The organism is Pseudoalteromonas sp. P1-13-1a (assembly GCF_001401875.1).
Classification (GTDB): Bacteria; Pseudomonadota; Gammaproteobacteria; order Enterobacterales; family Alteromonadaceae; genus Pseudoalteromonas.
Genome location: NZ_LKDV01000003.1, coordinates 37,280 through 62,185 on the forward strand (window position 1 = coordinate 37,280; position 24,906 = coordinate 62,185).

Annotated in this window: 22 protein-coding genes; 4 read left to right on the plus strand and 18 right to left on the minus strand. The window is 42.1% G+C overall.

What is annotated here, in order from left to right; translation table 11 throughout:
• Window positions 1-15 precede the first annotated feature (15 nt).
• From lpxC to mraZ, 16 genes are all read right to left on the minus strand, one after another.
• Window positions 16-927 carry a UDP-3-O-acyl-N-acetylglucosamine deacetylase gene (lpxC, locus tag AN391_RS03775; protein WP_004589422.1) on the minus strand — a complete coding sequence of 304 codons (912 nt, stop codon included), beginning with the start codon at window positions 925-927 and terminating at the stop codon, window positions 16-18.
• A gap of 106 nt (window positions 928-1,033) precedes the next feature.
• Window positions 1,034-2,281, minus strand: coding sequence for a cell division protein FtsZ (gene ftsZ / locus AN391_RS03780; RefSeq protein ID WP_055014167.1), 1,248 nt, complete (start codon window positions 2,279-2,281; stop codon window positions 1,034-1,036).
• A 23-nt stretch (window positions 2,282-2,304) separates the two neighbouring features.
• A complete protein-coding gene (gene ftsA, locus AN391_RS03785; protein ID WP_004589420.1) occupies window positions 2,305-3,537 on the minus strand; it encodes a cell division protein FtsA in 1,233 nt (410 codons plus the stop codon).
• Window positions 3,534-4,319 carry a cell division protein FtsQ/DivIB gene (locus AN391_RS03790; protein WP_055014168.1) on the minus strand — a complete coding sequence of 262 codons (786 nt, stop codon included), beginning with the start codon at window positions 4,317-4,319 and terminating at the stop codon, window positions 3,534-3,536. Before AN391_RS03790 ends, ftsA begins: the two co-directional genes overlap by 4 nt.
• A 1-nt stretch (window position 4,320) precedes the next feature.
• Window positions 4,321-5,241, minus strand: coding sequence for a D-alanine--D-alanine ligase (locus AN391_RS03795; protein WP_055014169.1), 921 nt, complete (start codon window positions 5,239-5,241; stop codon window positions 4,321-4,323).
• Window positions 5,238-6,647, minus strand: a complete 1,410-nt coding sequence (gene murC / locus AN391_RS03800; RefSeq protein ID WP_055014276.1) for a UDP-N-acetylmuramate--L-alanine ligase — start codon at window positions 6,645-6,647, stop codon at window positions 5,238-5,240. The genes AN391_RS03795 and murC overlap by 4 nt, the downstream gene beginning before the upstream one ends.
• 42 nt (window positions 6,648-6,689) lie before the next feature.
• On the minus strand, window positions 6,690-7,766 hold the full coding sequence (murG, locus tag AN391_RS03805) for an undecaprenyldiphospho-muramoylpentapeptide beta-N-acetylglucosaminyltransferase (protein WP_055014170.1): 1,077 nt from the start codon (window positions 7,764-7,766) through the stop codon (window positions 6,690-6,692).
• A complete protein-coding gene (ftsW, locus tag AN391_RS03810) occupies window positions 7,763-8,938 on the minus strand; it encodes a cell division protein FtsW (protein WP_055014171.1) in 1,176 nt (391 codons plus the stop codon). Before ftsW ends, murG begins: the two co-directional genes overlap by 4 nt.
• Window positions 8,935-10,269: a UDP-N-acetylmuramoyl-L-alanine--D-glutamate ligase gene (gene murD / locus AN391_RS03815; protein WP_055014172.1), complete on the minus strand. Its 1,335-nt coding sequence runs from the start codon at window positions 10,267-10,269 to the stop codon at window positions 8,935-8,937. The genes ftsW and murD overlap by 4 nt, the downstream gene beginning before the upstream one ends.
• Window positions 10,270-11,352 carry a phospho-N-acetylmuramoyl-pentapeptide-transferase gene (gene mraY / locus AN391_RS03820; RefSeq protein ID WP_055014173.1) on the minus strand — a complete coding sequence of 361 codons (1,083 nt, stop codon included), beginning with the start codon at window positions 11,350-11,352 and terminating at the stop codon, window positions 10,270-10,272.
• A complete protein-coding gene (murF, locus tag AN391_RS03825) occupies window positions 11,352-12,734 on the minus strand; it encodes a UDP-N-acetylmuramoyl-tripeptide--D-alanyl-D-alanine ligase (RefSeq protein ID WP_055014174.1) in 1,383 nt (460 codons plus the stop codon). Before murF ends, mraY begins: the two co-directional genes overlap by 1 nt.
• The gene (gene murE, locus AN391_RS03830) at window positions 12,731-14,209 is read right to left on the minus strand and encodes a UDP-N-acetylmuramoyl-L-alanyl-D-glutamate--2,6-diaminopimelate ligase (RefSeq protein ID WP_055014175.1); all 1,479 of its coding nucleotides are present in this window, start codon (window positions 14,207-14,209) and stop codon (window positions 12,731-12,733) included. The genes murF and murE overlap by 4 nt, the downstream gene beginning before the upstream one ends.
• Window positions 14,202-16,019, minus strand: coding sequence for a penicillin-binding transpeptidase domain-containing protein (locus AN391_RS03835; protein ID WP_055014176.1), 1,818 nt, complete (start codon window positions 16,017-16,019; stop codon window positions 14,202-14,204). Before AN391_RS03835 ends, murE begins: the two co-directional genes overlap by 8 nt.
• Complete coding sequence (gene ftsL, locus AN391_RS03840; protein WP_055014177.1) at window positions 16,016-16,342, minus strand: cell division protein FtsL; 327 nt, start codon at window positions 16,340-16,342, stop codon at window positions 16,016-16,018. The genes AN391_RS03835 and ftsL overlap by 4 nt, the downstream gene beginning before the upstream one ends.
• Entirely contained in the window at window positions 16,339-17,277 is a 939-nt protein-coding gene (rsmH, locus tag AN391_RS03845; RefSeq protein ID WP_055014178.1) for a 16S rRNA (cytosine(1402)-N(4))-methyltransferase RsmH, read from the minus strand. Before rsmH ends, ftsL begins: the two co-directional genes overlap by 4 nt.
• Window positions 17,278-17,305: 28 nt before the next feature.
• Window positions 17,306-17,764 carry a division/cell wall cluster transcriptional repressor MraZ gene (gene mraZ, locus AN391_RS03850; RefSeq protein ID WP_004589407.1) on the minus strand — a complete coding sequence of 153 codons (459 nt, stop codon included), beginning with the start codon at window positions 17,762-17,764 and terminating at the stop codon, window positions 17,306-17,308.
• Window positions 17,765-18,530: 766 nt separating this feature from the next.
• Here mraZ and AN391_RS03855 point away from each other — a divergent pair.
• From AN391_RS03855 to AN391_RS03865, 3 genes are read left to right on the plus strand one after another with little or no spacing between them, the layout of a single operon-like run.
• A complete protein-coding gene (locus tag AN391_RS03855) occupies window positions 18,531-18,869 on the plus strand; it encodes a DUF883 domain-containing protein (protein ID WP_082422669.1) in 339 nt (112 codons plus the stop codon).
• Between the two features lie 5 nt (window positions 18,870-18,874).
• Window positions 18,875-19,321, plus strand: coding sequence for a hypothetical protein (locus AN391_RS03860; protein WP_055014179.1), 447 nt, complete (start codon window positions 18,875-18,877; stop codon window positions 19,319-19,321).
• A gap of 10 nt (window positions 19,322-19,331) precedes the next feature.
• On the plus strand, window positions 19,332-19,574 hold the full coding sequence (locus AN391_RS03865) for a hypothetical protein (RefSeq protein ID WP_055014180.1): 243 nt from the start codon (window positions 19,332-19,334) through the stop codon (window positions 19,572-19,574).
• Window positions 19,575-19,644: 70 nt separating this feature from the next.
• Here AN391_RS03865 and AN391_RS03870 read toward each other — a convergent pair whose 3' ends face one another.
• Complete coding sequence (locus AN391_RS03870; RefSeq protein ID WP_055014181.1) at window positions 19,645-20,625, minus strand: glutathione S-transferase family protein; 981 nt, start codon at window positions 20,623-20,625, stop codon at window positions 19,645-19,647.
• A gap of 21 nt (window positions 20,626-20,646) precedes the next feature.
• Window positions 20,647-21,489: a pirin family protein gene (locus tag AN391_RS03875; RefSeq protein ID WP_055014182.1), complete on the minus strand. Its 843-nt coding sequence runs from the start codon at window positions 21,487-21,489 to the stop codon at window positions 20,647-20,649.
• A 345-nt stretch (window positions 21,490-21,834) separates the two neighbouring features.
• Here AN391_RS03875 and AN391_RS03880 point away from each other — a divergent pair, with 345 nt between their 5' ends.
• Window positions 21,835-24,855, plus strand: coding sequence for an EAL domain-containing protein (locus AN391_RS03880; RefSeq protein ID WP_082429294.1), 3,021 nt, complete (start codon window positions 21,835-21,837; stop codon window positions 24,853-24,855).
• Window positions 24,856-24,906 lie beyond the last annotated feature (51 nt).

A 24,906-nucleotide genomic window follows, 5' to 3' on the forward strand; every position in this document is an offset into this window, starting at 1 on the left:
TTAAAAAATACTAAATTAGGCAGTCGCTAATTCAAGGCCGGGTGCAGGCATCGTAACAGGCGTTTCAAATGTTGCCCACTCCCATGCTGACTCAGTTGCCATAATTTTGCGAAGTAACTTGTTATTTAAATCGTGACCCGATTTATAAGCCGTTACTTTACCTAGTAGGTTATGACCTGTCATAAACATGTCGCCCACACAGTCTAATATTTTGTGTTTTACAAATTCATCGCTGTAGCGCAAACCATTTGGGTTTAGTACTTTAAAGTCATCAAGTACTACTGCGCTGTCCATGCTGCCACCCAGTGCTAGGTTATTAGCATGCATGTATTCAATATCTTTCATAAAGCCAAACGTACGTGCACGGCTAATTTCTTCAGTAAAGCTTTGCGCAGTAATATCTAAACCAATGCGCTGACGGCTTTCGTTAATGGCCGGGTGATCAAAGGCAATTTCAAAGTCGATATGAAAACCATCATACGGTTCTACTTCGGCCCATTTATCGCCTTCTTCAATACGTACTTTTTCTTTTATACGAATAAAGCGTTTCGCAACATTTTGCTCTTCAATGCCGCCTTTTTGTAACAAATAAATGAACGGTAATGCACTACCATCCATAATCGGCACTTCTGAGCTATCTAATTCAACAATTAGATTATCAATACCCATTGCAGCAACCGCTGCAATTAAGTGCTCAGTCGTTGATAAGCGAACACCATCTTTGTTAATTAAACAGGTACATAATTGCGTATCACCAACGGCTTCAGGTGTTGTTTCAAAATCAACAACCGGATCAAGGTCCACACGACGAAATACAATCCCGGTATTTGCGCTCGCAGGTCGGAGAGTTATTGTGACCTTCTCACCTTTATGAAGTCCAATTCCTATGGCTTTGACTACTTGTGCAATCGTACGCTGTTTAATCATAGGTTCGCTCACTTTTAAATCAGTTACAGTTAGACGGCGGAGTTTAACATAAATCCTTTTGCCTTTCAATATTTGTACACATTTCAAACAAAAGCATTAGTAAATGTTAATCAGCCTGCTTACGTAAAAAAGCCGGAATATCAAAATAATCTCCGCCTTCTGATTTATCCGCTTTTTTACTGTTTTGCGCTGATGAACTTGCCGTGTTGCTTGAGCTTGTAGATGGCGCTTGTTCTTTGCTTTCTACTTGCGTGCTTGGCGTCGTTTCTTCAGTGCTTGTGCCTTGGCTTGCAAAGCTTGGTACGTACATGCTGCTAGATTGGTTTGATGAACTTGCTACATCAGAGCCTGATGCCTTTTTAAAGCCGTTATCAACAATACCAAACTGCGGACGACGATCGCCGCCTAGCCCTGTAGCAACCACGGTTACACGTAACTCGTCGCTCATTTCAGGGTCAATAACTGCACCCACAACCACAGTTGCATTTTCAGACGCTAGCGCTTTAACGTGGTTACCCACAATTTCAAATTCTTCAATCGCGATGTCCATACCCGCGGTAATGTTAACCAAAATACCTTTAGCACCGGTTAAATCAACGTCTTCTAGTAATGGGCTTGAGATAGCCGCTTCTGCAGCTTCTTGAGCACGATCTGGGCCTGATGCAGAAGCTGTGCCCATCATGGCAGTACCCATTGCTGACATTACGGTACGTACGTCGGCGAAATCCACGTTAATTAAACCAGAACGTGTAATTAGCTCCGCAATACCTTGAACCGCACCAAAAAGTACATCGTTTGCTTTAGCGAAGGCATCTAACAGTGTAGTCCCTTTGCCTAAAACTTTAAGCAATTTATTGTTCGGAATTGTAATAAGTGAGTCTACAATTTCTGACAATTCGTTAATGCCTTGTTCAGCCGCTGCGGCGCGTTTTTTACCTTCAAAGTCAAAAGGACGCGTTACTACAGCAACCGTTAAAATATCGAGCTCTTTAGCAATTTTAGCAACCACAGGTGCAGCACCGGTACCTGTACCACCGCCCATGCCGGCAGCAATAAATACCATATCTGCGCCTTCAAGGCTGGCACGAATGGTTTCTGCATCTTCTTCAGCCGACTCACGACCTACTTCTGGGTTTGCGCCTGCACCTAACCCTGAGGTAATTTGCGTGCCTAGTTGTACGGTAATATCGGCAGCGGAATTACGTAATGCTTGTGCATCCGTATTTGCGGCTATAAAGCGCACACCTTCTATTTGTTGTTTTACCATGTGCTCAACAGCGTTACCGCCGCCACCGCCCACGCCAATTACCTTAATTACAGCTTCTTCGCTGTGTTGTTCCATCATATCAAACATGTTTACTCTCCGACTTGAGTACTTTAAAACTCACCTTGGAACCATTTAGTAATGCGGTTCCACCAATTATTATTATCCTCTGCTTTCGACTTTTGTGCATTCATCGATTGCATAGTGCGCCCGTATTGTAACAAACCTACAGCGGTTGCGTACGAAGGATCGTCTACGTAGTCTGTCAAACCAACTATCCCGATTGGTTTGCCTATTCTCACTGGCATTTGGAAAATGTCTTCAGCCACTTCCATTGCGCCAGTCATTTTAGCAGTCCCGCCTGTAATAACGAGGCCTGCCGCAATTTGGTCTTCTAAACCTGAGCGACGAATTTCTTCCATCGCTAGCTCAAATAATTCTCTAAAACGAGGCTCTACCACTTCAGATAAAGTATGACGCGACATTAAACGTGCTGGTCGCCCGCCTACACTGGGTACTTCTATGGTGTCTTCGTTACTGGCCATTTGGCTACTTGCGCATGCATATTGTACTTTGAGTGACTCAGCATGTGATATAGGTGTACGAAATATTTTTGCAATATCACCGGTTACTTGATTGCCCGCCACCGGAATCACTGAAGAATGACGCAATGCACCATTAATATAAATAGTGATATCCATTGTACCACCACCAATATCGAGCACCGCTACGCCAAGCTCTTTTTCATCATCAGTTAATACTGAATAACACGATGCGAGTGCGGTAAATATAAGCTGATCAACCTCTAAACCACAGCGCTCTACGCATTTTTCGATATTTTTAGCCATATCGTTTGAACAAGTAATAATGTGTGCACGTGCTTCCATACGCACGCCGCTCATACCAAGGGGGTTTTTAATACCCTCTTGCATATCAATGCTATATTCTTGCGGTAATGCATGCAGCATTTTACGCTCAGCCGAAATAGGCACAGAGCGCGCTATATGAATTACATTTTCAATGTCTTCATCAGTTACTTCGGTATTATTAATTGCAACCACGCCGCTTTCGTTTTGACATTGTATGTGTTTGCCAGAGATCCCTAAGTACACTGAGCTAATACGACAATCAGCCATTAATTCGGCTTCATCTATTGCTCGGCGAATCGACTCAGACACTAAGTTTAAATCGTTTACGCCGCCTTTATCCATACCATGAGATACTTGGCTGCCCACACCAACAATGCTGAGCTTGTTATCTGCGGTGATTTCACCTACCGTGGCCACCACTTTTGAGGTACCAACGTCTAATCCAATCACTAGGTTTCTTTCTGCTGACTTAGTCATGCCTTACTCTTATTTTGTAATTGCTGTTCTTGCACAGGCTTATAGCTAACTGCAAGGCCGGTATCATAGCGTAAATCTATTGCATCTATTTGTGCATCTGCACGCTTTTCCATGCGCGGGTACACATCTATAAACCGCTGTACTCGCTTTGCTTTATCTTTGCGCCCTAAATTTAAGCGCACACCATTATCTAACCACAACTGCCACGAAAAACGCTCCGAAAGTGCCAAGCTTTTTAATGTTAACGCATTTACCTTTAGCATTTCGTCAAATTGCTTAAAAGCAATCCACGCTTCTTTTTCGCTACCCTCTGGGCCATAAAGTTGCGGTAAATCATTGGCAAGTTTATCGCTGCTTGCTTCAAAAGCATCGCCACTTTGGTTTAGCAGTAAATCGCTATTCCAATGGGCTACGGCTTCGTGTTCAACTACGTACACTTGTATTGTATCAGGCCACTGCTTGCGAACCGATACGGTTGCAACCCAAGGTAAATCTTTTACTAGTTGCTGTACGCGTTTTACATCTAGCTCAAAAAAACTGCTTAAATCGGCCTTTTTTATTGCTTTTATTATGGCCTTTTCGTCAGTGTATTTGGGCTTTCCTAGCACCGTTAAGTGCTTTATTTGTGCATCTTTGTTCTCTACTAGCCAATCAGATACACCGGTCGTTATTTGCACCAGCCCTATCACTACTACTAGAAAAAAGCTCACACCAAAAATTAGCGACCAATTAAAGTTAAGTTGCTGTTTTAACTGTTGAGCTTTTTCTAAAAGGGTGTGCATATTAAAGCGTTTGCTCCAAAATGCGAATAACTAATTGCTCAAATGTTGCCCCGTTTGCTTTTGCCGCCATGGGCACCAGCGATTTTTCGGTCATGCCAGGGACTGTATTTACTTCTAACAAATAAAAATTTCCCTGCTCATCTTGCATCGCATCTACACGGCCCCAGCCGCTTGCACCTACTAACTCAAACGCTTCTAATGACATAGCTTGTATACACTGTGTATCTTGCGCCGATAAATCGGCAGGGCAATGATACTGCGTTGTGTTTGACTGATACTTAGCTTGATAATCGTAAAAGCCATTTGGGGTCGTCATTTCAATAACAGGTTGCACTGCGTCGCCTAATACAGTCACTGTAAACTCGCGTCCGGTTATCCACTGCTCCACTAACACTTGGCTATCAAACTTAAAGGCGTGTGTTAGTGCATCTTCAAGCTCTTGAGCGGTACTTGCTTGCGCCATACCTATGCTTGAGCCTTCGTGTGATGGCTTCACCATTACTTTTTTAAACTCATCCATAATGGCTTTTGCATCAAAGCCTTTTTTAGCATCAACAACTGCATAAGGCGCTGTGCTTAGTCCTGCAGATTTAAATAAATGCTTACAACGGACTTTATCCATTGCTAAGGCTGAACCCAATACATTACTGCCTGTGTATGGCAAGTTCATAAATTCAAGCGCACCTTGCACTGTTCCATCTTCGCCACCACGGCCATGCAATGCAATAAAGACACGATCTATGTTTAACTCTTTTAATTCCCACAATGAACGATTTTGCGGGTCAAAAGCAATGGCATCAACACCAGCATTTTGTAGTGCATTAAGCACTGCTTGCCCTGAACGTAGTGACACTTCACGCTCTGCTGAGTTACCCCCTAGCAGTACTGCTACTTTACCAAATTGCGCGTTTTGCTGCGTCATACTTCACCTTGCTTTAATTTTTCAACCGACATACCTGTTGCCGCTAATGTTTTAACCAATTGTCCTATATTACCAGCGCCTTGCGTTAAAACTAAGTCGTTATTTTGTAAGTTATCGGCCAGCACACCAGCAAGCTCTGCGCTCGTTGCTACGTGTAGAGGCTCTTTTCCGCGTTGACGTAGGCTGCGGCACAGGCTTTTACTGTCTGCGCCCACAATAGGATCTTCACCGGCACTGTACACATCTAGTAATAAAAGTTGATCGACATCAGCCAGTACTTTTACAAAGTCTTCGTATAAATCGCGTGTACGGGTAAATCGGTGTGGTTGATAAACCATAACTAAGCGTTTTTCTGGCCAGCCTTCGCGTACCGCTGCAATGGTGGCTGCAACTTCTGATGGGTGATGTCCGTAGTCATCCACCAGCATGACATTGCCGCGCTCATTTTCAAATTCACCGTAGTGCTGAAAACGACGTCCTATGCCTTCAAATTTTTGCAATGCCTCTAAAATTGCGTGGTTAGCAATGTTTTGATCTTTAGCCACTGCAATTGCCGCCGTGGCATTAAGTGCATTGTGCTTACCCGGCATGTTAAGCGTAGCTGTTAGGCTATCGCCATTCTTATTAGTCACTGTAAAAGTACAAGTACTTGCTGATTGACTAAAATCGCTCATGCGGTAGTCGGCATCTTTTGACTCGCCATACGTGATTACAGGGCGAGCAAAACGTGGGATCAACTCACTGGCTACCTGCGAGTCTATACACACAACGGCTAAGCCATAAAATGGCAGGTTATGAATAAAGTCCACATAAGTGTCTTTCATTTTCTCAAGGCTGCCGCCATAGGTTTCCATGTGATCTTCTTCAATATTGGTGATCACCGATACCATTGGCTGTAAATGTAAAAACGATGCATCGCTTTCATCTGCCTCAGCAATTAAAAAGTCGCTCTTACCTACTTTTGCGTTACTGCCTGCGCTATTTAATAAGCCGCCAATAATAAAGGTAGGATCAAGTCCTGCTTGAGCATAAATGCTGGCAATTAAACTCGTTGTTGTGGTTTTACCATGTGTGCCCGCAATGGCAATGCCATGGCGAAAACGCATTAATTCGGCAAGCATTTCTGCACGGCGAACTACCGGTATACGTGCCGCTTTTGCTGCAATAATTTCAGGGTTTGTTTCGTCAATAGCACTTGAAACAACAACGACGTTGGCATCTTTTACGTTGTTTTCGTGATGGCCTATAAATACTTCAGCACCTGCTTTAATTAAACGTTCGGTCATTGCGCTGTGCGCTATATCTGAGCCTGTAATACGGTAGCCTTCACAAGCCAGTACTTCGGCAATGCCGCCCATACCCGCACCGCCAATACCAATAAAATGGATGGTCTCTATTCGACGCATAGCAGGTCGAGTTTGTTGTTCTTGTATTGACTTATCTTTCACTTATTTTCTCTTATTTGTTACTTGCTCACAGTGCGAGGCAACGCTTGCTGTGGCATCTAAAATGGCTTGCTGCTTAGCATTACTGGCCATTTGTTTAATTAATATAGGCTTTGCCAAATACGGGGTTAATAGCTCAACTATCGAGTCTTTATTAAACTGGGGCTGAGGCATTAAAAGCGCGCCACTTGCGGTTACTAAATACTTTGCGTTAGCGGTTTGATGATCGTCTACCGCATGTGGAAACGGCACAAACACAGCCATTTTACCCGCGGCGGCGATTTCACTAACAGTCAGTGCACCGGCACGGCAAATAACAATATCGGCCCACGCGTAGGCGGCGTCCATATCATCTATAAATTCAGCAACTTTTAGGTCTTCATCTGCAATGTTGTTTTGCGCATACGCGCTTTGTACGCTCTCAATATGGCCTTTACCTGTTTGGTGCCACACTTTAATTGGCGCTGTTTTAGCAAGTAAACTAAATGCCTCTGGCAGTGTTTGGTTAAGCACTTGTGCGCCTAACGAGCCCCCCACCACTAAAATATTTATAGGGCTTGAAACATCACGTTTAGCGACATTAGCAACGCTTGCACGTACTGGATTACCGACTAATTCAGCTTGCCCTGGTGCAAAGGCACTTGGAAACGCAGCAAGTACTTTGTTAGCAAATTTTGCCAACCATTTGTTGCTCATACCTGCCACTGCATTTTGCTCATGAATCACCAGTGGGATACCTAAACTTTTAGCCGCTATCCCCGTTGGTCCAGTTACATAGCCGCCCATAGCAAGCACAACATCTGGTTGCTGAAATTTCAATACCTTACGCGCTTGCAATATTGCATTAAGTACCATGAATGGAGCTTTAATAAGACGCTTTAAACCATTACCGCGAACGCCTTTTACATTAATAAAATCAATCTCAATGTTATGCTTTGGTACAACATCCGCTTCCATTCTGTCTGGCGTGCCTATCCAGCTTACTTGCCAGCCTTGCTCTTTTAAATAATCGGCTACAGCAATACCAGGGAATATATGCCCACCTGTACCACCAGCCACAACTACTAATTTTTTACTCATCGTTTACCTCCGCGTGAGGTGGCTTGTTTGGTTGCCATTTTAGTTTCAAAATCAACACGCAGTAAAATACCGGTGGCAATCGTCATGATTAATAAACTTGAACCACCATACGAAATAAACGGCAAGGTTAACCCTTTAGTCGGTAATAACCCTGCACTGGCGCCTACATTAACCATGGTTTGAAACGCAAACCAAATGCCAATAGCAAACGCAAAATAGCCTTCGTATTCTTTGCCACACTTTAACGCTTGCTGACCTATTAAAAGCGCCCTAAATACAAACACAGCCAACACACATAAAATACTTGCTACACCTACAAGGCCTAGCTCTTCACCTATAACAGCAAAAATAAAGTCGTTATGAGCCTCGGGTAAATACTGTAACTTTTGAACGCTGTTACCTAACCCTTGGCCAAACCAGCCCCCTTGGCTGTAGGCCATAAGCGACTGCACTAACTGATACCCTTTTCCAAATGGGTCTTCCCAAGGGTCTAAAAAGCCTACAACTCGCGCCATTCTGTATGGCTCTACAATAATCAGTAATACAACAAGCCCTATGCCCGTTAAAATGAGTACAAAAAACTGCCACAGCTTCGCGCCGGCCAAAAATAACAGCCCCACTGTTGTTACAAACATAACTACTACGGTCCCTAAATCGGGCTGCAATAAAATGAGTAAGGCATACACCGCAAATACAGCAATAGGCTTTGCAAAGCCTTTAATATTTTCTTGTACTTCTTCACGCTTTCTTACCAAGTAGCCAGCTATATAACTGAAAAAGTATAATTTGGCGGCCTCAGCCACCTGAAAACCAACAGGTCCAATGGGAATCCAACGTTTTGCGCCGTTAACTTCGCGGCCTATAATTAATACTGCAATAAGCAGCACCATGCCAAGCAATAACAAATACGGGTTTGAGCGCTTCCACCAATCCATAGGGACACTGGCGGCAATCCAAAATAAAATAAATGCCATTGCTAAAAACAGGCTGTGGCGAATGGTAATATGGTATGAGTTATCAAACAGCCTTTCGGCTGTAGGCATAGAGGCACTGGTCACCATTACAAAACCCACACCTATAAGCATGAGCATGCAATAAAGCAGTGGCACGTCATAAAGCTGTGCTGAAGGTTTTGGAGTGAGCGTTTCTTTTAAATCGGCAAAGGCAATCATATTAGCCCTTCCTTAACGCATTGCACAAAGTCATCACCGCGTTGCATGTAGTTGTTATACATATCAATGCTGGCACAGGCAGGCGCAAGTAACACAATATCGCCGCACTTACTGAGCACTTTAGCCAGCGATACCGCCTCTTGCATTGTGTTTACTAAGTGCGATTTACTGCTCAGTGCAGCAAGTTTATCTGCATCTTTGCCAAAGCAAACAAGTGCTTTTACATGATTTTTTATATAAGGCGTTAACGCACTTAAATCAGCGCCTTTGGCATCACCACCGGCTATTACAATTAGGTTTTCATGAGCTGAGGCCAAACTATCTATAGCTGCTATAGTAGCACCCACATTGGTAGCTTTAGAGTCGTTAAAATATTTGACCCCATTTTGCTCACCAACAAACTGACAACGGTGCGCTAAACCATTAAATTGGCCAAGCGCTGCAGTATATTGATCTTTACTAATATCAAACGGGCTTAATAACGCCATTACCGCCAGTGTATTTAAGTAATTGTGCTTACCAACTACCGAAAGCGTGCTAACAGGTAAAAACGCTTCACCTTTTACTATAAAGTGCAGCTTATTATTATGTTGGGCTAAGCGATAATCACCTTGGTCGGTGCCAAAACTCATTTGTGGCGCTAAAGAGTGGCGAATAGGCTGAGTTTGAATGTCATCTGCGTTTGTTACTAAAAGCTCAGCATTGTTATAAATACTTAATTTAGAGTCGATATAGGCTTGGTAACTGTCGTAACGATCTAAATGATCTTCAGATATATTTAATACCGCTGCGCTTATTGGTTTTAAGCTCGAGCAAGTATCCAGCTGAAAACTTGAAAGCTCCAGCACATAAACATCAAAATCATCGTTTAATAAGTCAAGTACCGCAGTACCAATATTGCCACCTAATGCCACTTTGTAACCTGCAGCTTTAAGCACTTCATACGCAAGCGTAACAACGGTTGATTTACCATTAGAGCCTGTGACAGCAACAACGGGTTTAGTATTTATACGAGCAAACAGCTCAACATCACCAATGACCTCAACGCCTGACTCTATTGCTTGAGCAATTGCGGGGATTTTTAAGCTAAGCCCAGGGCTTATGATGATCATGTCGGTTTTACAAAGTGTAGCGTTCCCTAAGTCACCAAAATGCGTATCAAGCTCAGGTGCGTGTTCGCTAAGCCAGTCCACACCTGGTGGCGCAACACGGCTATCAACAACCTTTGGTGCAAAACCATGAGATAATAAAAAACGTACAATGCCCAGACCGGTTACACCGAGTCCGAGCACTGTTATATGTTTGTTTTTTATCTCGTTTAAATACTGCATTTATCGAATCTTTAATGTCGCAAGGCCAGCAAGCACTAGCACAATTGAAATAATCCAAAAGCGCACAATAACACGTGGCTCTGGCCAACCTTTTAACTCGTAATGATGATGAATAGGCGCCATTCTAAAAATGCGCTGTCCGCGTAGTTTATATGAGCCAACCTGTAAAATTACCGATAAGGCCTCCATTACAAACACACCGCCCATAATAATTAGCAGTAATTCTTGGCGTACTAAAATTGCAATTATGCCTAGCGCGCCGCCAAGTGCCAAAGACCCTACATCGCCCATAAACACCTGGGCTGGGTACGTGTTAAACCATAAAAAGCCTAAGCCCGCGCCAACAATAGCGGTACATACAACCACAAGCTCACTGGCAAGCGGTAAATGCGGGATATGTAAATAAGCCGAAAAATTAATATTACCGGTCAAATAAGCAATGATGGCCAGTGCGGCAGCCACTAAAATAGTAGGTACAATCGCTAGGCCATCTAAGCCATCAGTCAGGTTTACCGCGTTTGAAGTTCCCACTAATGCAAAATAAGTAATCACAATGTATAACAAGCCTAACTGTGGCAATACATCTTTAAAAAATGGCACAACCAATGAGGTTTCTGATGCGTGTGTACTGGTGGTATACAATGCAGTTGCAACCACTAAAGCAATAACCGATTGCCAAAAATACTTCCATTTAGCAATTAGTCCTTTAGGGTCTTTGCGTATTACTTTACGGTAGTCATCTATAAAGCCAACTAAACCTAATGAGCCAATTACAAATAAAGTTGCCCATACGTATTTATTCGATAGGTCAGCCCATAATAAGGTGCTGGTAAATATGGCGCCTAAAATGAGTAAGCCCCCCATTGTAGGAGTGCCTTTTTTAGATAAGTGAGATTCTGGACCATCATCACGCACTACTTGGCCAATTTGCATTTTTTGTAATGAGCGAATGAGCTTAGGGCCAAAATAAAGCGACATCATTAACGCTGTTAATATACCTAAAATGGCGCGTAGGGTTAAATACGAAAAAACATTAAAGCCACTGTAATATTGAGTTAAATACTCTGCCAGCCAAACTAACATTATGATACTCCATTGATGGCTTGTTGCTGGCCATTTACTAAATCGGTTACTAATAATTCCATGCGAGAACTGCGCGATCCTTTCACCACAAGTGTGGTTTTACTATTTGTATTATTAAGACTGGTTTGAATTTGCTTGAGCATTTCTTCGCGATTAGAAAAATGACGATTTGGCTTATCAAACACATCGCTTGCATATTTACTTAACACACCCAGCGTATACAGCTCATCTATACCTTGCTGTTTGGCGTATTCACCTACTTCTTGATGGTAAGTTCTGGCATCTTCACCAAGCTCTCCCATATCGCCAAGTGCGAAAATACGGTGCCCTTGAATATCACTTAATAAATCAATGGCAGCTTTTACCGACTTAACATTAGCGTTATAGGTGTCATCAATAACAGTGAGTGAGTCACTCACTTTTATTAAATTTACACGTCCTTTTACATCCCCCATGGTGGCAAGTGCTGTGGCTATTTCTTCAAGCGATACGTCAAACTCGCTCGTTAAAGCCGCGGCAATAAGCGCATTGCTTACGTTGTGCTTACCTGGAAGAGCAAGCGTTACGGGTACTTTTTGATCTGGTGTACACAATAAAAAGCTCGCGCGAGCGTTTTCGTCTAGGCTGATATTTTCAGCCCAAATATCAAGTTTTTCAGTACTTGAAAAACACTTAACAGTGCGCCCTTTTAATTTATCAAGCCAGTACTGGCTAAATTCGCTATCGCAGTTAACAATGGCAACGCCATCCTCTTTTAGGCCATCAAAAATCTCACCTTTTGCCTTAGCAACGCCCATTAGGCTACCAAAGCCTTCTAAATGCGCAGCAGCGACATTACACACCACAGCTACATCGGGTTTTGCCATGGCGGTTGTATAAGCAATTTCGCCTAAGTGGTTGGCACCAAGCTCTATAACAGCAAAACGGTGCTGTGGCTCTAAACGTAATAACGTAAGTGGCACGCCAATATCGTTATTAAAATTACCTTTTGTAGCAAGCACATCTCCATGCACCGATAAAATCGCAGCGCACATTTCTTTTACCGTTGTTTTACCTACGCTGCCCGTAATAGCAATGGTTTTAGGATTAACCTGCGCCATAACTGCTGCACCTATATTGCCTAATGCAATACGGGTATCGCTAACAACAAACTGCGGTATATCTACATCTACTTTGTGCTGCACAATAACGCCAATAGCGCCTTTTTGTTTAGCATCAGCAATAAATTTATGGCCATCAAAATTAGGCCCTTTTAACGCTAAAAACACCTCTCCTTCGCAAATACTGCGGGTATCGGTATTAATATTTACTACATTGAGATTATCACCTGGATAATCGGTTGCTAGCACATTTGCCAGCCAATCAAAATCCATTGGGATCATTGAGTTATCCCTCTTACTGCTTTTTTTAGTTGTTCTTTTACATAACTGCGATCGCAAAAGTCGATACGTTGATCGCCAATAATTTGGTAATCCTCGTGGCCTTTGCCAGCAATTAAAATTACGTCATCCGCATTTGCATTTTCTATTGCATAGCGAATGGCTTTTGCTCTGTCAGCCTCTAAATGGGCTTTTTCAGGCTGCGATAAGCCCGCAGCTACATCTGCTAAAATAGCATCTGGGTTTTCTGAACGGGGGTTGTCGCTGGTAACAATCACCTTATCTGCATTTTGCTCTGCCGCTTGTGCCATTAAAGCACGCTTGCCTTTATCTCTGTCGCCGCCACAGCCAAAAACACAGCTAACCCCACCAGGCACATGCTTTTGTAATGCCTGTAAAGCCAATGCAAGTGCATCGGGGGTATGAGCGTAATCAACAACGCACGTAGGTAAATTCACTTCGCTAAACGCTTGCATACGCCCTGCTACAGGGTGCAAATGTGCGCATCCTGCAGCTAATTGCTCAAGCGGGTAACCGAGCCCTAGCAATGTTGCCAGTGCTGCCGTTAAATTATATAAGTTAAACTCACCAAATAGAGGCGATGTTACGTTAATGTCACCCCAACTTGTGCTCAATTGCGCCGAAATACCATTTTTAGAGTATTCCACATCAGAAAAATAAACATAACGCGCATCTTGCGGCGCTAAATTTTTCCGACCATAACAAATAAGGTTATTAAAACTGTATTTTTCAAGCCATTGCTCTGCTTGCCCATCGTCTTGATTTAGTACCACAAGTTCGGGGTCAAAATCGCGAAAAAGCATTAGCTTAGCGTCGCCATAACTTGCCATATCACCATGGTAATCAAGGTGATCACGCGATAAATTAGTAAACACCGCCGCTTTAAATTGGCATTGAGCCACGCGCTGCTGCACTAATCCGTGCGATGAAACCTCCATCGCGACAAGCTTTTTATGCTGCTGCTTTAAGTCATGCAATATGTGCTGCAAATCAACAGCCGAAGGCGTGGTATTAATAAGTGGCGTTAGTGTATCTGGGTGGCCATAGCCTAATGTGCCTATAATGGCCGAATCTGTACTACAAAACTGCGCTAAATGCGCCATCATGGCTGTTGTTGTTGATTTACCATTAGTGCCCGTTACGCCAATTAAATCAAGTGACTGGCTTGGGTTTTCATAAAATTGGCTTGCCAGCTCTGGGAGCTTTTTATCAAGCTCTGTTACTAAATAAAGAGGCTCAAATTCAACGTCAAATTCGCACAGTCTATCGGCAATAATGGCTATAGCACCATTTTCGATTGCTTTGGCAATAAACTGGCCGCCATCAAGTGCATGGCCTTTTATCGCCACAAATACATCACCTGGTGTTACATCACGGCTATCAAGGCGTAAATTTTTAACTAGCTGCGAAGGTGCATCTATGTCGATGTATTTTAAAATAGCCTTTAAATCACGCATCGTTATCTTTACCTTTTACGTACGCCACTTCTTCCTTATCAGGGGCTACGTTTAATATTCTTAATGCGTTAGAGACGATTTCTGCAAATGCAGGGCCTGCGGTGGCACCTCCATAGTACACATCGCCGCCAGGCTCATTGATCATCACTACCACAGCCAAGCGTGGGTTACTTGCCGGCGCTACACCTGCAAAATAACCTACGTATTCATCACCGTAACCACCAGCAACTGCTTTTTTAGATGTACCAGTTTTACCTGCTGCACGGTAGCCATCTACTTTAACGTTACGCGCTGTACCGTCTTTTTCAAACACGCTTTCCATCATGTGAACAACGGCTTCTACGTCTTTTTGTTTAAAAATACGTTCACCTTCTGGCACACCATCTTGCTTTAAAATAGTAAGTGGGCGATTAATCCCACCGGCACCTAACATGGTGTAAAAACGGGCCATTTGCGCCGTACTTACCGAAATAGCATAGCCAAACGATAACGTGGCAATTTCAAAATCAGACCAGCGGCGGTTTGGGTAAAATAAGCCGCTGCTTTCGCCAACCATACCTGTGCCCGTATCGCTACCAAACCCAACTTTTTGATATAAACCAACTAAGTAATCTTTAGGTACTTGTTGCGTTACTTTAGCCACGCCCATGTTTGATGAGTACTTTAAAATTTCACGAAGCGTCATTTCACCGTGGTTACGGGTATCTTTTACTAAACTGCCGCCTAAACGCATCCAACCTGGGTAGGTATCAATGGTGTCGTCGGCTTTAATTACGCCGTAGTCTAGCCCAGCTAAAATGGCTAGTGGCTTAACGGTTGAACCTGGTTCAAACAAATCGGTAATTGCACGATTACGACGTTTATGAGGTTGTGCGTCGTTTAAGTTATTAGGGTTAAATGATGGGCTATTTACCATGGCCAGTACTTCACCAGTTTTAACATCAACCACCATGGCTGACCCTGAGGTCGCTTTATACGTGAGCACGGCAGATTTAACTGCTTTATAAGCAATCGCTTGAATGCGCTGATCGATACTTAGCTGAATGTTTTCTGGCTCTACACGTTCACGCTCATCAAGTACTTCAACTTCGCGCCCTTGGGCATCTTTACGAATAGTACGGCGACCTTCTTCGCCCGTTAAGGCATTTTCGTAAAGCTTTTCAATACCTTCTATGCCTTTTCCATCTATATTTGTAAAACCTATGATGTGCGCTGTTACCTCTCCTGCCGGGTAATACCGTTTAGACTCATCTAATAAATGAATACCAGGTAAACGTAATTGGCTAATGTAGTTGGCAACAGCAGGGGTTACTTGGCGCTTTAAATACACAAATCGACGGGTGGGATCGTTTAATAACCGCGAGTTAATTTTGTTAGGATCAATACGTAATACATCTGCCAGCTCACGCCAGCGTAGATCATTTGCGTAGTATGCTGAAGTTCGTTTATCTAGCTCGGCTACATTTTCAGCCAAGGTTTTATGATCTTCACCGTTTTTGCGCGCCTGTTTTATAACTTTAGCAACAAGCGACTTATGCAATGCTTTAGGATCGGCATACACACTAACGACTGGCACACTAACAGCAAGCTCTTTACCTTGACGGTCGAAGATCATTCCGCGTTGTACATGCAGTTTTTCAACGCGTACGGTGCGTTTATCGCTTTCTGAACGGGCTTTATCTGGCTCAATAACTTGTAAATAGGCAGCACGCGACACCAGTGTTACAAACACTAAAAACACCACAGTGCATACCAGCATAAAACGCCATGTGATTAAGTTATTGACCTGCTTTTTGCCGCGATTTCTCATTGTATTATTATTACCTGTTCGTCCTGACTGGTAGGGCGCTTCATTTCAAGCTGTGTGGTAGCCACTTCTTCAATGCGCGCATGCTGCGAATAGAACTCTTCTTCTACAAGTAAATAGCGCCACTCTAAATCAAGTTCATCACGCTCTTGTAAAAGCGTATCTTGTTTAATTAGCTGCGCACGAGCAGAGTGAGTAACCTGCACGACCGCAAGGCTTGAAGCGAATATCACAACCAACAAGGCCGAGGTTAGCTTATTAGCTCCTAGGCCTTTTAATATTTCTAAAAATAAATTGGGTTGGCGATTATTCGCTTTAGTGTTCATCCAAGCCTCTGTGCAATCCTAAGTACTGAGCTGCGAGAGCGTGGATTACGCTCAATTTCTTCAGCACTTGGTTTAATAGCTTTACCCACTGCTTTTAACGTCAGGTTTTTATTTATTTGTGCGTCGGTTAAAGGCAGACCTCTGGGTATCGCTTCTCCCTTACTCTGTTTTCTAATAAATTGCTTCACAATTCTGTCTTCAAGTGAATGAAACGAAATCACCACTAAACGCCCACCCGGCTTTAAAACTTTTACAGCGGCTTGCAATGCGGTTTGAATTTCTTCCAGTTCACTGTTTATGTAAATTCTGATTGCCTGAAATGTACGTGTGGCTGGGTGTTTAAATTTATCTTTTACAGGCACCGCTTCATCGACTAAATCGGCAAGCTGTTTGGTTGTGGTAATGGGTGTGTGTTCTCTAACTTCTAGTACTTTATGGGCTATACGCTTGCCAAACTTTTCTTCACCGTAGGTTTTAATTACATGGGTAATGTCTTCAAGTTCAGCTTCGGCCAGCCATTGTGCTGCACTGCGGCCACTTGTTGGGTCCATACGCATATCGAGGGGGCCGTCTTTCATAAAGCTAAAGCCACGCTCTGCGTCATCAAGTTGAGGTGAAGAAACACCAATATCTAACAAAATGCCATCAACTTTACCTAACAGATCGTTTTGCTCTGCAACATCGTATAAATTGGAAAAGCGGGTGTGAGCTATAGCAAAGCGACTGTCATCAGCAAATTTTTCAGCCGATTTTATCGCTTGAGGGTCTTGGTCAATGGCTTGTAAACGCCCTTGTTCTCCAAGGCGAGCAAGTATTTGACCCGAGTGTCCGCCACGTCCAAAAGTACCATCCATGTATATGCCGTCTGGCTTAATTGCAAGAGCATCGATGGTTTCGTCCATTAATACGGATACGTGTTCAAATTGCGCAGTCATTAGCTTGTGTTTGCCTTTTTTAGTGCCGTTAGAGTGTGAAATTATCTAAATCTTGGTTTGCTTCAAAATCGCCAAGCCTTTCCAGCTCAGTGTCTTGGCGCATTTGTTCGTGCCAACGCGCTTCATCCCAAATTTCAAATTTATTCATTAAACCAACTAGCATGATCTTTTTGCCAAGTTCTGCGTGGCTACGCAATGAAGGCGCCAGCAAAATCCGACCATTTTTATCAAGTTGATACTCTGTGGCATTACCTAACAACATACGTTGCATTCGGCGAGCACGTGGATTCATATTAGAGATTTTAGACAAGCGGCTTTCTATTTCTTGCCACTGTGCAAGAGGATACAACCATAAACACGGTTCGTTTAGCGCAATGGTACATATTACCGTTCCTTGATCTTCAGACAGCAAAGCGTCTCGGTACTTAGTCGGTACCGCAAAACGTCCTTTATCATCCAAGCTCAGTGAACTAGCGCCACGAAACATAAAAAGCCTACTTTTAAATTGTGTAATCGCGTTTCGATTAATTTGATCCAGTTAGATCCACTAAAAACCACTTTTTACCACAGTGCTCCAGTTTAGGGCTTGACAAGCCTTTTTGTCAAGTAAGCTGACCAGCTTTAACGTCTCGCTAAGCTAGAAAAAATAAGGCTTTACGCAAAGCGATTGAATTACGTGGGAAAAAGTGGAGGTAGTAGATAAAATTTTTTTTAAGCGTTACTAATAACGTTTGGTTTACATAATTTGCTTACTGAATAATCAATGAATAATTACAAAAAAATGAATCTAGGGCCTGTTGACCTTTAAGGATTATAATTTGTTCAATCTAGGGGGCATTTAATCGCGGCGTGAGGTTTGTAACCTAGTGGGCTAAGTAAAAACCGAGTAACAGAGAGTAAATTGCCCTAGGCAGAACCCTTCGGGCAGCGCCTGTTTGACATTTATACGTCGTTATCGCCTATTTATGGGGAATAACCACACTACATAGGCTCTACCTTGCCTAAATCCCAAACAGACTGCTGCAAATTAAACTTCGAAAGGTAAACAGGCCATAGTTTATAGCCATGTAAAATTTACTTAGCACGGCAGCAATACTTACTTCATGCTGCTTTTTATTTAACCTACCGCATCCTACAAAAAACAAATAAAATCAACTAAATCAGCCTATTAACCCACTTCTTAATAATTGGTTTAATCGTTGCATCTGCTATAGCACCAGTTAAATTTTTATTTTATTTATTAAGGATTGATTATGGCTACTGCAACAAATACAAAACCGAATACTGAAACAAACATGAAACCTGATCTTAAACAAAAAGAAAGTGAAGCTCCGCTTACAGAAAAGGCAACCTCTGTGGCACATGATGCGGTAGATGCGCTTTCAAGCAAGGCTTCGATTGCTGAATCTAGCGTTCGCAAAGGTGCTTCAAGCTCTGCAGAAGCGCTAAGTGAAAAACAGCTTATTGCCCGTGAAAAATTATCTGAGTGCAGCGCTAAAACGCGTGCTTTTGCTTCAGAAAATCCACTAGCGACTGCAGGTATTGCTTTTGCGGCTGGTATGCTTGTAACGTCATTATTTCGTCGTAAGTAAAAATAATGAGTAGCTCACAAACAACAGCAACCACGGACGGTAATGCTCAAAATCAAACGACTGAAGACCCTACTCAAAAGGACGATTGGCAGGATCATATAGCAAAGATCATTGAATACTCTGACCAGCTCAAGGAGGATTATAAAACGCAAGGAAAGCTTACCCACCAACTTGCAAAGGCTGAGTGGAAGCTGTCGTTACGTTCAATGGCGTTGATCACTATATTTTTAGGGTGCTTTGCCAGTGGTTTGATTTTGTTGTGGGCCGGCTTACTAGGTGCAATTGGTTACGGTGTATACGATTTATTTGGCTCAGTTTGGCTGAGTTTTGCTACGGCTGCACTCGCGCAGATAATCTGTTTAGTTTGGCTTTGGCGAAATACCGTTTACCTAAGCAACAAAATTGGTTTTAGTAAAACGATTAAAAGTATTAAGCAACTTTTAAATCTTTAAGGAAATAACCATGCTCGTTAATTTTCTAATTAAAGAACCTAATGAGAACGTTGACACGTTAAATAAACAAATGGATTTACAGCACGCATTAAAGCGCCAGCACCATGCAGCAATAAACTACCGCTTTAAACGTTTTGCAGCGACTAAGGTAGGATTGGCCTCTGCTTTTTTAGCTGGTGCAACGCTGCAGGCAGGTAAAAGTGAAAACAGTTTTGTGCGTAAATACGGCTGGCTAGTAAAATTATTTGCATAGCAGCAATTGCAAGCATACACGCTTTTTTATGAGTGCAATTGCTACTTATTGTGCTGTACTCAAATAGCACTTAGCCTAACGACGATCTGTTATGGTTTTGGCTAAAGTTCAGGGCAGGCCCTTTTGGGATAACTTGCGTTGGATTAATCATTTTGTGGCTAAAATAGTAATGTCGCTTAATATGCTCAAAGTCTACCGTACTGGCCACTCCCTCTATTTGGTATAATTCACGAACATAGTTACTGAGCGCTGGGTAGCTTTCTATAGTGCGTAAATTACACTTAAAATGCCCTACATATACGCTGTCAAATCGGATGAGTGTTGTAAATAAACGCCAATCTGCCTCGGTTAATGTGCCCCCCATCAGGTAACGATTTTTACTTAGTATGTCCTCTACTTTATCAAGTGCTTTAAATAACGCAGTAAATGCATCTTCGTATGCTATTTGCGTGGTTGCAAAACCCGCTTTATATACCCCGTTATTAATATTGGTATAAACAAGGTCGTTAATTTCGTCAATATCAGCTTGAAGTGATTGCGGGTAATAGTCATCCGGATTATGAGTAATCTCGTTAAATGCACTATTAAACATACGAATAATATCTGCAGACTCATTACTAACAATTTTATTTTGCTGCTTATCCCAAAGTACAGGTACAGTTACTCGCCCACTGTAATTTACATCGTGCTTAGTATAAATTTGATGTAAGTATTCACTATTAAATAAATCATCGCCGCTACTTAGCTTATTTATATCAAAGCTCCAGCCCTTATCTAACATATCAGGACTGACGACCGATACGCTAATAACATCGCTTAGGCCTTTTAGCTGTCTAAATATAAGTGTGCGATGCGCCCACGGGCATGCTAAGGAAACATATAAGTGGTAACGATTTGCTTGCGCTTTAAATCCGCCGCTTCCTGTAGGCCCGGGGCTACCATCTTTTGTGATCCAATTACGAAGCTTTGCTGCCTCGCGTTTAAATTTACCATTATTCGAGTCAGTGTCGTACCATTTATCTTGCCATTGGCCATCAACTAATAAACCCATAATAACCTCCTCAGTTAACGATTAAATGGTGCCAAATTCACCGTTTTGATAATCACGCACCGCTTGTTTAATTTCCTCTTGCGTGGTCATTACAAACGGGCCCATATGTGCAATAGGCTGCTCAAGCGGGTTACCCGCTAAAATAAGTATTCCCGCGCCTTTTTTTGAAGAAACGTCAATGTCACTGTTTTCATTTAATATAAGTAACTTGCCAGCATTAAAGGTTTGCCCATCACCCGAAATAAGCTCGCCTGTATGAACATAAATCATTACTTTACGCTGTTTAAGCCTTGCTAACTGTATGCGTGTATTGATAGGGAGAGTAACATTAGCCAGTGCGGCATTGGCCGCTAAGCTTTGCAAACTCGACGTTAGCGTGTAATTGTCAAACTGCCAACTCCCCGCAAGTGCAGTAAAGATAACGCCTTGCTTGTTAGTTACTACAGGAGCTGGATTTTGTGTTGTGTCTTGATAGCGTGGCGCACGCATTTTTTCGTCGCTGGGCATATTGATCCAAACTTGAAAGCCATGCAGCCCCTCTTTTGTATCTGCCAATGGCATTTCACTGTGCATAACGCCTCTACCTGTACTCATCCACTGTACATCGCCAGAGCGGATCGCTTTTTTATTGCCCATTTGATCTTGGTGCTCAAAACCACCTTTAATAATGTATGTAAAGGTTTCTATGCCACGATGAGGGTGCGGGGGAAAACCACCAATATAGTCACTTTCATTATTAGACTTTAGCTCATCAATCATCAAAAAGGGGTCGAGATATTTGCCATCAAAACCAGGTATTCGGCTGATATTTACACCATCCCCATCTTGTGTTGCATAAGCTGTTAACACTTTTGCTATATTCATATTTAAAATACTGTAGTAGATTAATTAATGAGCTTATTAAAACATTGATAAAACCAGACAACCATGTCTTTAAATCGAGTAAATCGTTCTAATTTTTAGAAGCCACCTTGATAATGGCGATAATTCGGTTATGTTGCATAATAGGCTTAATGATTAAAAGCTCAGGCTTGGGCTGATTTATAATAACTTTTTAATACAACCCTATATTTTGTATGGTTATTTTCAGCTTTTATGTCTACAATCATTTTTTAGGAACATAAAGTCCAAGGAGATCTTATCTTTACTTCATCGCTTAAAAGCCAGCTCTATAGATTACTTATCCTGCTTAGCATTCCGGGCGCTGCAGTGACGGTATTTACGCTATGGTATGAGCGTGATGCTGCTATAGAAAAAAGTGAAGAAAGAATAGTAAATATAGCTAAGCAATTGACACAGCATCAAAAAACGATGGTTGATGATGTTAAACGGGTGACTATTTATTTAGCCGATAAAACGGCAAAAAGTAACACGCTCCCTAAGACCTGCCCTGGCTACTTTTATGAAATAAAAGCCCTGTATAAAAATATTGCAAATATAGGTATTGTTGATAAAAACGGCGACCTTCAGTGTGTAACAAATGGGCGTAGTAAGAATATTAATATTAGCGATCGTACTTATTTTCAAAATGCTATTAATAATAAAAGCTTTTCGGTGGGGTATTTTCAATACGACCGGAGTATTCAAGCGCAAAGTGTCAATTTTGCCTACCCGATTATAGACTCTAATAACCAACTAAAAGGCACACTAGTTACTGTTATAGCATTGAACTGGTGGAACATAGTACTAAGCGAAGCTAAATTACCTAACAACGCTAAAGCTGTTATTGCCGACTCTAACGGCTTAATACTCGCCAATTACCCTAATCAACCACGTGATTTAGGCCAAAAAATTACCGATGTAGATTTACTTCATGCTAAAAGCTCATTAACCGTATTTAAAAATGCAAAAGGCGAAAACCAAATTTTTCATCGCTCAGTTATATATGAAGACGGGCATGGTAATAATTTAGACATTCATATAGCTGTTTCAGTTGAGGATTTTATTAATAAGGTTAATGAAAGCTTTGCTAAAACTATTTTTGCATTTTTATTGGCTATTGCCTTATTAGTATTACTTGCTAGGCGTTTAATTAAACAAAGTATATTTAAACCTATCGCTAATTTAACTAAAGCCACTGATGAGCTTGCAGATGGTGCTATGCCTAAACATATTAAAAAGCCCAATAGCCCAGAATTAAAAGCACTTTACGACCGTTTTGCTGTTATGGCGCAGACCCGACTATCTGCAGAGGCAAAATTAAAAAACAAGCACAACGAATTAATGAGCTTATTAAATGCTTTACCCGATACCTACATACGTATAAACACCCAAGGTGAAGTACTTTATATTGGCGGGCATATTAGCCCTGTGCTAAGCGTTGACCCTAGCTCCGCGCTTAAATTAGCTGATGTACTGCCTAAGGCCAGTGCCGAGCTATTACTTTCTCATTTAGGGAGTTTGCAGAGCTCGCAAACACTCGAGCTTTCATTAAGTAAAAAATCTAAAGAGCACTTTTTCGAAGCAAGAATTAATACCCTTACTAATAATGAATACATTATTGTGCTTAGAGATATTAGCCAAAAAAAGGTCAACGAAAAAGCACTTCATTTAGCGTCGCTTGTATACAGTAATAGCAGTGAAGGGATGATGATTACAGACCCTGATGGCGTTATTTATGATGTAAACCCTGCGTTTTGCGAAACAACTCAATACAGCAAAGAAGAAGCAATTGGTAAAACCAGTCGCATTTTAGCGTCGGGTAAACATTCAAAAGCATTTTATGAAAAAATGTGGGAAGAGCTCAGGGAAACTGGCCGTTGGCAAGGTGAGATAATTAATCGCAAAAAGAATGGCGACACCTATACCGAATTTCTGATCATAGATACCGTTTACGACGATAAAAACATGCCTACTCGCCGGGTGGCTATATTTACCGACCTAACAGAAAAAAAACAAGCCGATGAAACCATATGGCGAAAAACTCACTTTGATCACTTAACCGACCTACCTAATAGGTTAGAGCTTAAAGAGCGTTTAAATAAACGCTTTGAAAATGTAACTGATGAAACGTGCGAACTTGTCGTGATGTTGCTCGATATTGATCACTTTAAAGATATTAATGACACGTTAGGCCATCATTATGGTGATAATCTACTTAAATTAGTTTCTCAGCGAATAATTCAAGCAGCAGTAAACGCTAGCTTTGTTGCGCGTATTGGCGGGGACGAGTTTGTAATTGTTTACGATCAAGTTAAAAGCGCTCGCCATATAAACCAAATTGCCAGCAATGTATTGCAAAGTCTTTCATCAAGCATACAGCTTGAAGACGAAGAGCTGTTTATCAGCGCCAGTATGGGTATTGCATGCGCACCTAACGATGGCCAAAGCACAGAGCTGCTATTAAAAGCTGCCGACCAAGCCATGTATAAGGCTAAAAATAACGGCCGTAACGGGTTTGAATTTTTCTCAAAAGATATGCGTATTCACGCACAAGCGCGTATGCAGCTTTTAAAAGATTTACGCTCCGCCATAGAGCTTGAACAATTTGAGCTATTTTATCAGCCTATTGTGGCCTTAAATGATTTACACATTCACAAAGCCGAAGGGCTTATTCGCTGGCACCACCCTAAAAAGGGGTTAGTCTCGCCGGCGACATTTATACCGCTTGCAGAGGAAACTAGGCAAATAAATGCGCTGGGTCAATTTGTATTTACTCAAGCAATACACACCCTAAAAGAAATAAACACCACTATGGGTGAGCAATTTCAAATTAGTATCAATGTTTCGCCTGTGCAGCTATCGACAACCGACAGCGGAATTGATGATTGGTGCGATATGCTAAAGGCTGCAAAACTGCCCGCTTCTTCCATAGTAGCTGAGATCACAGAAGGCCTTATGGTCAACCCAGAGCCACTCACACAAAGTCGCTTAAAAACACTAGTGCAATCAGGAATGCAACTGGCTCTAGATGACTTTGGTACTGGCTATTCATCACTTGCTTACCTGCAAGAAATGGATACCGATTACCTAAAAATAGATAAACGCTTTGTTGACAATATAAAAGCAGGAAGCCAAGAGCTTGCTTTATGTGAAGCCATAATTGTAATGGCCCACCAGCTTGGTCTTAAAGTTATTGCCGAAGGAATTGAAACGCAGCAACAAATGCAACTACTGTTAAAGGCAGGATGCGACTACGGACAAGGTTATTTATTTTCAAAGCCCGTGCCTAAAAAAGAGTTTATGTCATTGCTGATCAGCAAAAAAATGGTAATTGCCAATAATAAATAAGCCATTACGCAATAAATAGTGTATCTACACGGTCAGGTTATTTAATTAATA

Coding starts and splice junctions, on each gene's coding strand:
- lpxC (WP_004589422.1), bottom strand. CDS start 927: ATGATTAAACAGCGTACGATTGCACAAGTAGTCAAAGCCATAGGAATT.
- ftsZ (WP_055014167.1), bottom strand. CDS start 2,281: ATGTTTGATATGATGGAACAACACAGCGAAGAAGCTGTAATTAAGGTA.
- ftsA (WP_004589420.1), bottom strand. CDS start 3,537: ATGACTAAGTCAGCAGAAAGAAACCTAGTGATTGGATTAGACGTTGGT.
- AN391_RS03790 (WP_055014168.1), bottom strand. CDS start 4,319: ATGCACACCCTTTTAGAAAAAGCTCAACAGTTAAAACAGCAACTTAAC.
- AN391_RS03795 (WP_055014169.1), bottom strand. CDS start 5,241: ATGACGCAGCAAAACGCGCAATTTGGTAAAGTAGCAGTACTGCTAGGG.
- murC (WP_055014276.1), bottom strand. CDS start 6,647: ATGCGTCGAATAGAGACCATCCATTTTATTGGTATTGGCGGTGCGGGT.
- murG (WP_055014170.1), bottom strand. CDS start 7,766: ATGAGTAAAAAATTAGTAGTTGTGGCTGGTGGTACAGGTGGGCATATA.
- ftsW (WP_055014171.1), bottom strand. CDS start 8,938: ATGATTGCCTTTGCCGATTTAAAAGAAACGCTCACTCCAAAACCTTCA.
- murD (WP_055014172.1), bottom strand. CDS start 10,269: ATGCAGTATTTAAACGAGATAAAAAACAAACATATAACAGTGCTCGGA.
- mraY (WP_055014173.1), bottom strand. CDS start 11,352: ATGTTAGTTTGGCTGGCAGAGTATTTAACTCAATATTACAGTGGCTTT.
- murF (WP_055014174.1), bottom strand. CDS start 12,734: ATGATCCCAATGGATTTTGATTGGCTGGCAAATGTGCTAGCAACCGAT.
- murE (WP_055014175.1), bottom strand. CDS start 14,209: ATGCGTGATTTAAAGGCTATTTTAAAATACATCGACATAGATGCACCT.
- AN391_RS03835 (WP_055014176.1), bottom strand. CDS start 16,019: ATGAGAAATCGCGGCAAAAAGCAGGTCAATAACTTAATCACATGGCGT.
- ftsL (WP_055014177.1), bottom strand. CDS start 16,342: ATGAACACTAAAGCGAATAATCGCCAACCCAATTTATTTTTAGAAATA.
- rsmH (WP_055014178.1), bottom strand. CDS start 17,277: ATGACTGCGCAATTTGAACACGTATCCGTATTAATGGACGAAACCATC.
- mraZ (WP_004589407.1), bottom strand. CDS start 17,764: ATGTTTCGTGGCGCTAGTTCACTGAGCTTGGATGATAAAGGACGTTTT.
- AN391_RS03855 (WP_082422669.1), top strand. CDS start 18,531: ATGGCTACTGCAACAAATACAAAACCGAATACTGAAACAAACATGAAA.
- AN391_RS03860 (WP_055014179.1), top strand. CDS start 18,875: ATGAGTAGCTCACAAACAACAGCAACCACGGACGGTAATGCTCAAAAT.
- AN391_RS03865 (WP_055014180.1), top strand. CDS start 19,332: ATGCTCGTTAATTTTCTAATTAAAGAACCTAATGAGAACGTTGACACG.
- AN391_RS03870 (WP_055014181.1), bottom strand. CDS start 20,625: ATGGGTTTATTAGTTGATGGCCAATGGCAAGATAAATGGTACGACACT.
- AN391_RS03875 (WP_055014182.1), bottom strand. CDS start 21,489: ATGAATATAGCAAAAGTGTTAACAGCTTATGCAACACAAGATGGGGAT.